This is a genomic window from Agrococcus sp. AC640b (assembly GCF_979255995.1).
On sequence record NZ_CEEDMM010000029.1, the window covers coordinates 153,287 to 160,491 of the forward strand.

A 7,205-nucleotide genomic window follows, 5' to 3' on the forward strand; every position below is an offset into this window, starting at 1 on the left:
TGCAACTCACGGCACGCCAGCGTCATTCCCGGGCCTCGTCGACGCCCTCTGCGATGCTGGGCTCGACCATCCGAACCGGGACGTGAGGCGCATGGACAAGCTCAGTGTGATCGGGGTCGAGGACGACCTGCTCGTCGTGGAGGCCGCGAACGGCGCGCGCTTCGCGATCGATGTCGCAGCCGTGCCCGACCTGCCCCGGGCGAAGGCGCAGCACACGCAGCGCAAGGCCTCGCCCCGCGCGATCCAGACCGCGCTGCGGTCGGGGCAGACGGCCGAGGAGGTCGCTGCGGCGACGGGCGAGGAGCTCGAGTTCGTCCGCCGCTTCGAGGGCCCGGTGATCGCCGAGCGCGACCACGTGCTCGACCAGGCGCTGCAGGTCGCCGTGGCCTCTGGCGACATCGACCCGCTCGCGAAGGAGTCGACGTTCGGCGACGCGCTCGAGGGACGCCTGCGCGACCTCGGGGCCAGCGACGAGTCGTGGTTCGCGTGGCGAGAGGGCGCAGGGGCGTGGGTCGTGCGCCTGCGATTCCACGCGCAGGGCATCGACCACGTCGCGACGTGGACGTTCGAGCCGCGCAAGGCGGCGCTCACGCCGCGCGACAAGGAGGCCACCGCGCTCAGCCAGCGCGGCGACGCATCCACCGTGCTCATGCCGAGGCTCCGCGCCGTCGACCACCAGCAGCAGCAGCAGCCTGAGCAGTCGCCCGCGGCCGCGCCCACGAGCGCTCCCGCTCCCGTCGATGCGCAGCGCACGACGCGCCCGCAGCCTCAGGTGCAGGGCGAGCGGTTCGACTCCGGCGCATTCCAGGTCGGCGACCAGTCGCCGTCCAAGCCCGTCACGCCGTCGCCCGTGCTGCGCGACGCGACGCAGGGGCAGCCGGCCGCCGTCGTGGAGGCCGCGGTCTCCACGGCGCGCGCCGCCCAGGCCCCGAACCACACCGCCGACCTGCTCGAGGCGCTGCGCCGCCGCCGTGGCGAGCGCGAGGCCGTGCTGCAGCAGGCCGAGACCGGGACGGTGCCCGACCTGCCGCGCTCGCACGAGCAGCAGAAGGAGGCGCTCTTCGACGCCGAGCAGCAGGCCGACGAGCAGCCGGGCGTGCACCACACGAGCCCGCTCTCGGGTGCCCGCGCCAAGCGCGGCAGCAGGCAGTCGATGCCGAGCTGGGACGAGATCGTCTTCGGCGCGCGCGGCGACGACGACCCCGCCTGACCGGCTCCACAGCCTCCTCCCGTCGACGCCTTCGCTCGCACGCCTCGCGCGTGCGAGCGCAAGGCGTCGACTAGCCTGGCCGCGACCAGCGATGGCACCTACGAGGAGGTAGGCATGACCGCGTCGACGGCGGCGACGACGAAGCAGGGCGGACTGCGACGGGTGGTGACCGCCTCGATGGCGGGCACGGTCGTCGAGTGGTACGAGTTCTTCCTCTACGCGAGCGCTGCGACGCTCGTGTTCAACCTCATCTTCTTCCCCCAGAGCGACGATCCGCTCGTGCCGATCCTGTCGGCGTTCGCGACGTACTCGGTGGGCTTCGTCGCCCGCCCGCTCGGCGGCATCGTGTTCGGCCACTTCGGCGACAAGTACGGCCGCAAGCGGCTGCTGCAGCTCGCGATCCTCATGGTGGGTGCCGCGACGTTCCTCATGGGCTGCCTGCCGACGTTCGACCAGATCGGGTTCTGGGCGCCGGCGCTGCTCGTGCTGCTGCGGTTCGTGCAGGGCTTCGCGGTCGGCGGCGAGTGGGGTGGCGGCGTGCTGCTCGTCGCCGAGCACTCCCCCGACCGCTCGCGCGGGTTCTGGTCCAGCTTCCCGCAGGCGGCGGTGCCCATCGGCAACCTGCTCGCGACGATCGTGCTGCTCGTGCTGTCGAGCACGCTGTCGGAGGACCAGTTCCTCGGCTGGGGCTGGCGGGTCGCCTTCTGGCTCTCGGTCGTCATCGTCGTCATCGGCTACTACATCCGCACCCGCATCGACGACGCCCCGATCTTCCAGGAGGTCAAGGCGGAGGTCGCCGAGTCGAAGGCGCAGTCGTACGGCGTGTTCGAGGTGCTGCGCCGCTACCCGCGCGGCGTGCTCACCGCCATGGGCCTGCGGTTCGGCGAGAACATCATGTACTACCTCGTCGTGACCTTCTCGATCACGTACCTCGCGACGCAGCACGGCTACGACACGGCGTCGATCCTGCGATTCATGCTCGCGGCGCATGTGCTGCACATGCTCGTCGTGCCGCTCGTGGGGTTCCTGTCCGACCGGGTCGGCAGGCGTCCGCTGTCCGGCGTCGGCGCGGTGCTCGCCGCGGGATGGGGGTTCGTCGCGTTCCCGATGTTCGACACCGAGCAGCCGCCGATCATCATCGCCGCCGTGTGCCTCGGCCTCGTGATCCACTCGTTCATGTACGCGCCGCAGCCGGCGATCATGGCCGAGATGTTCCCGACGCGCATGCGGTACTCGGGCGTCTCCTTCGGCTACCAGGTGACGTCGATCCTCGCGGGCTCGCTCGCGCCGATCGTCGCCGTCGCGCTGCTGAGCGCGACGGGGAGCTCCGTGCCGATCGCGATCTACCTCGCATGCGCCGCGGCCGTGACGTTCATCGCCGTGCTGGTGCTCCGCGAGACGAAGGGCACCTCGCTGCGCGCGGTCGACGAAGAGGATCGACAGCGACTCATCGCCGAGCGGGGCACGGCATGAGCGTCGTCGCCTGGATCGGGCTCGGCGCGATGGGCGGGCGCATGTCGGCCCACCTCGTCGACGCCGGCCACGACGTGCGCGGCGTCGACGTCGTGCCCGCGCTCGTCGACGCCGCGGTCGCCCGCGGCGTCACGGCCGCCGCATCGGTCGCCGACGCCGTGCGCGACGCCGACGTCGTCATCCTGAGCCTCCCGCGCGGCGAGCACGTGCGGCAGGTGCTCGACGGGCCCGACGGGGTCTGGGCGGGCGCGCAGCCCGGCACGCTCGTGCTCGACACGTCGACGGTCGACGTCGCGACGTCGCGGTGGTGCCACGAGGAGTCGCGGGCGCGCGGGCACCGATTCGTCGACGCGCCCGTGTCCGGCGGCGTGAGCGGCGCGGAGGCCGGGACGCTCACCGTCATGCTCGGCGGCGAGGTCGACGACGTCGCCGCTGCTGGACGCGTCGTCGCGCCGTTCGCGGGCTCCACGATCCCCGTCGGCCCTGCGACGCACGGCATCGCGGCGAAGCTCGTGAACAACATGATGCTCGGCATCGGCATGCTCGCCGTCTCCGAGGGCTCGCAGCTCGCGCACCACCTCGGGCTCGACCCGCAGGCGTTCTGGGACGTCGCGAGCGTCTCCTCCGGCGACTCCTGGCCGCTGCGCACCTGGTATCCCGTGCCAGGCATCGTCGAGTCGAGCCCGGCGAACCGCGGCTTCACGGCCGGCTTCTCGACCGATCTCGCCGCGAAGGATCTGACGCTCGCGGTCTCGGGTGCCGAGGAGACGGGCGTGCACGTGCCTGCAGCCAGGCTCGTGCTCGAGCAGCTGCGTGCGCTGCAGGCAGAGGGCCTCGGGTCGCTCGACTGCACGCTCGTGGCGCGCTTCGCCTCGCCGGACGGCACGCTCGCGGGCTACGAGCCGAGTGCGGACGACGGCGGGGTGGAGCCTGGGCGGCCCAGCGCGACCTAGGAGCCCGCGTAGGCGCCGAGGCGCACGAGCGGCACGCGCAGCTCCTCCGGCGTGAGCGACCCGTGCTGGCCGACCATGCCGCGGGCGGGATCGTCGTCGCGCACGTACAGGGCGCCTGCGCTGCGCATCGCGACGACGAGGTCGCCGATGCGCGGGAGCACCGACTCGTGCACGGCTCCGAGCCAGCCGCTCGCGACGAGCTCGTCGCGCGTCGCGACCCACGCGACGTCGCCGAACGTGGCACGCCACGCCTCGACGGTCGCATCCCAGCCGCTCCACGACGGGTCGCGATGCAGCTGCAGGCATCGCGGCTCACCGGCGACGTGCGCGACGCCGTCGAGCAGCGCGGGCGGCACGACGAGGTGGCGGTGCTCGGGGACGTCGACCATGCCGTGGTCGGCGGTGACGAGGATGCCGGCACCAGCAGGGGCGCGGTCGACGAGGCGCGCGACCGCGCCGTCGACGCGCTCGAGCGCGTCGATCCAGGCGTCGGACTGCCAGCCGTGCTCGTGCCCGATGCGGTCGAGGTCGGGCACGTAGCAGCTCACGATGCCGTCGCGAGCGTGCACCGCCTCGATCGCCGCGTCGACGCGCTCGTCGATCGTGCGCGCCGCGACGTAGCGTGCACCGCGCAGCGTCGCCTGCGTGAACCCCGAGTCTGCGTAGCGGGCCTCGTTCACGACCGTGCTCGGCACCGATGCCAGCAGCGGCGCCGATCGCTGCCACGTCTCAGGCTCCATGCCTGCGCCCCAGTCGCGCAGCTGGTTGCGCACGCCGACGCCGGGCACGAGCGCGTCGTAGCCGACGATGCCGTGCTGCCCGGGAGCCGTGCCCGTGTAGAGCGACGTGAGGGCCGCGGCCGTCGTCGTCGGGAATCCCGAGACGATGCCCTTGCGCGGCCCCGTCGCGAGCGTGCGTGCGTGCCCCGCTCTCGCCGCCAGGTTCGCGACGCCGAGCCCGTCGACCACGACGACGACGCTGCGACGCGCCCGCGGCAGCCCCAGCGGATTGCGCGCGCCTCCCATCGCGAGGATCTGCGACGGCAGCACGTCGGCGAGGCGCACGCCGGCGGGTGAGGTCGCAGGTAGCATTCGGACAGCCTATGACCGACATCGCAGCACCCTCCGACGGCGAGCGCATCGAAGACGTCGATGTCGCCACCGAGATGCAGGGCTCCTTCCTCGAGTACGCCTACTCCGTCATCTACACGCGCGCCCTGCCGGACGCGCGCGACGGGCTCAAGCCCGTCCAACGACGCATCCTCTATCAGATGGCCGAGATGGGGCTCACGCCCGATCGCGGCCACGTGAAGAGCGCGCGCGTCGTCGGCGACGTCATGGGAAAGCTGCATCCGCACGGCGACTCCCCCATCTACGACGCGCTCGTGCGCCTGGCGCAGCCGTTCACGATGCGCGTGCCCCTCATCGACGGCCACGGCAACTTCGGATCGCTCGACGACGGCCCCGCCGCGTCGCGCTACACCGAGGCGCGCCTCGACGCCGCCGGCCTCTCGCTCACCGCGGGCCTCGACGAGGACGTCGTCGACTTCGAGCCCAACTACGACGGCGAGTTCCAGCAGCCCGTCGTGCTGCCCGCGTCGTACCCGAACCTGCTCATCAACGGCGCGAGCGGCATCGCCGTCGGCATGGCGACGAACATGGCGCCGCACAACCTCATCGAGGTCGTGCAGGCGGCGAAGCACCTGCTCGAGCATCCGAGCGCGACGGTCGACGACCTCATGGCGTTCGTGCCGGGACCCGATCTGCCCGGCGGCGGCATCGTCGCGGGGCTCGACGGCGTGCGCGACGCGTACGCGACGGGCAGGGGCTCGTTCAAGACCCGCGCGAAGGCGTCGATCGAGCGCGTCGGCCGCAAGACCCAGCTGGTCTTCACCGAGCTGCCCTACCTCGTCGGACCCGAGCGCGTCATCGAGAAGATCAAGGACGGCGTGCAGTCGAAGCGTCTCCAGGGACTCTCCGACGTGCAGGACCTCACCGACCGCAAGCACGGCCTGCGCCTCGTCGTCGACCTCAAGGCCGGGTTCAGCCCCGAGGCGGTGCTCGAGCAGCTCTACCGCGTCACGCCGCTCGAGGACGGCTTCTCGATCAACGCCGTCGCGCTCGTCGACGGCACGCCGCGCACCCTCGGGCTCGTCGACCTGCTGCGCGTCTACCTCGACCATCGTCTGCGCGTCGTGCGCCGCCGCAGCGAGTTCCGCCTGCGCAAGGCCCAGGACCGGCTGCACCTCGTCGAGGGCCTGCTCATCGCGATCGTCGACATCGACGAGGTCATCCAGGTCATCCGCTCGAGCGAGGACTCCGCGCAGGCGCGCTCGCGCCTGCAGGACGTCTTCGACCTGTCGGAGGCGCAGGCGGAGTACATCCTCGAGCTGCGCCTGCGGCGACTCACGCGCTTCTCGCGCATCGAGCTCGAGCAGGAGGCAGACGAGCTGCGCGCGAGGATCGCCGAGCTGCAGCGCATCCTCGCAGAGGACGGGCTGCTGCGCCGCGTCGTCGCAGACGAGCTCGACGAGGTCGCCGAGCGCTTCGGGACCCCGCGTCGCACCCTGCTCACCGAGGCACGGGCGAAGCCCACGACGAAGGCGCAGGCCGCGCAGCTCGAGATCGCCGACGAGCCGACGGCCGTGGTGCTCTCGGCGACCGGCAGGCTCGTGCGCGTCGACACCGTCGAACCGCTGCCGGAGCCGGCGCGTCGCTCACGGCACGACGCGATCCGCGCAGAGGTGCGCACGACGACGCGTGGAGCGTTCGGCATCGTGACGAGCGCGGGTCGCGTGCTGCGCACGACGCCCGTCGAGCTGCCGTCGGTGCCGCCGTCCTCGATCGGCCTGACCGCGGGCCTCAAGGTCAAGGACCTCGTCGCCCTCGAGCGCGGCGAGGACGTCGTGACGATCGTGTCGCTCGCCGACGAGCGACCCATCCTCGTCGCGACGGCGCAGGGCACCGTCAAGCGCGTCGCCCCCTCGGCGCTGCCCGACCGCGACGAGGCCGAGATCATCGCGTTGAAGCCCAAGGATCGCGTCGTGGGCGTCGCGCACGCGACCGACGACGACTGGGTCGTGCTCATCGCCTCCGACGCGCAGGTGCTGCGCTTCAAGGCGAAGGACGTCAACCCGCAGGGCCCCGGAGCCGCCGGCATGAAGGGCATCGGCCTCAGGGGCGACGCGACCGTGCTGTTCGCGGGCGTCGCGACGGATGCCGCGTCGATCGTGACCGTGACGGTCGCTGCCGAGACCCTCGCGGGCCTCGACGACGCGCGCGTGAAGGTGTCGGCGATCGACGAGTTCCCGCCGAAGGGGCGTGCGACGGGCGGCGTCGCCGGCCACCGCTTCCTGAAGGGCGAGACGACGCTCGCGCATGCGTGGGCTGGCTCGGCGCCCCTCGCGGTCGGCGCCGACGGCAGCCAGCGCCCGCTGCCTCAGGCGTCGCCGCGCACGGGCTCCGGCGTCGCCCTCGAGCAGCCGATCGGTGCCATCGGCACGACGCTCGGCTCCTGACCCGCCCATCCCCGAGACCCCAGGGAGGGATTCGGGGGGGGGGGGGGGGGGG

General features: G+C 72.5%; 5 protein-coding genes. 4 read left to right on the forward strand and 1 reads right to left on the reverse strand.

Annotated features, from left to right (window positions below):
- Positions 1–91: 91 nt before the first annotated feature.
- The 3 genes from sepH to ACZ6H8_RS12405 all read left to right on the forward strand — a co-directional run bounded on the left by sepH (position 92) and on the right by ACZ6H8_RS12405 (position 3,636).
- Entirely contained in the window at positions 92–1,210 is a 1,119-nt protein-coding gene (sepH, locus tag ACZ6H8_RS12395) for a septation protein SepH (RefSeq protein ID WP_464147148.1), read from the forward strand.
- A 114-nt stretch (positions 1,211–1,324) separates the two neighbouring features.
- The gene (locus tag ACZ6H8_RS12400) at positions 1,325–2,683 is read left to right on the forward strand and encodes an MFS transporter (RefSeq protein ID WP_464147149.1); all 1,359 of its coding nucleotides are present in this window, start codon (positions 1,325–1,327) and stop codon (positions 2,681–2,683) included.
- A complete protein-coding gene (locus tag ACZ6H8_RS12405; RefSeq protein WP_464147150.1) occupies positions 2,680–3,636 on the forward strand; it encodes an NAD(P)-dependent oxidoreductase in 957 nt (318 codons plus the stop codon). The genes ACZ6H8_RS12400 and ACZ6H8_RS12405 overlap by 4 nt, the downstream gene beginning before the upstream one ends.
- Here ACZ6H8_RS12405 and ACZ6H8_RS12410 read toward each other — a convergent pair.
- Positions 3,633–4,727, reverse strand: a complete 1,095-nt coding sequence (locus tag ACZ6H8_RS12410; protein ID WP_464147151.1) for an alkaline phosphatase family protein — start codon at positions 4,725–4,727, stop codon at positions 3,633–3,635. The genes ACZ6H8_RS12405 and ACZ6H8_RS12410 overlap by 4 nt on opposite strands.
- 11 nt (positions 4,728–4,738) lie before the next feature.
- Between ACZ6H8_RS12410 and ACZ6H8_RS12415 the strand changes: the two genes are divergently transcribed.
- Positions 4,739–7,153, forward strand: coding sequence for a DNA gyrase/topoisomerase IV subunit A (locus ACZ6H8_RS12415; protein ID WP_464147152.1), 2,415 nt, complete (start codon positions 4,739–4,741; stop codon positions 7,151–7,153).
- Positions 7,154–7,205: the final 52 nt, after the last annotated feature.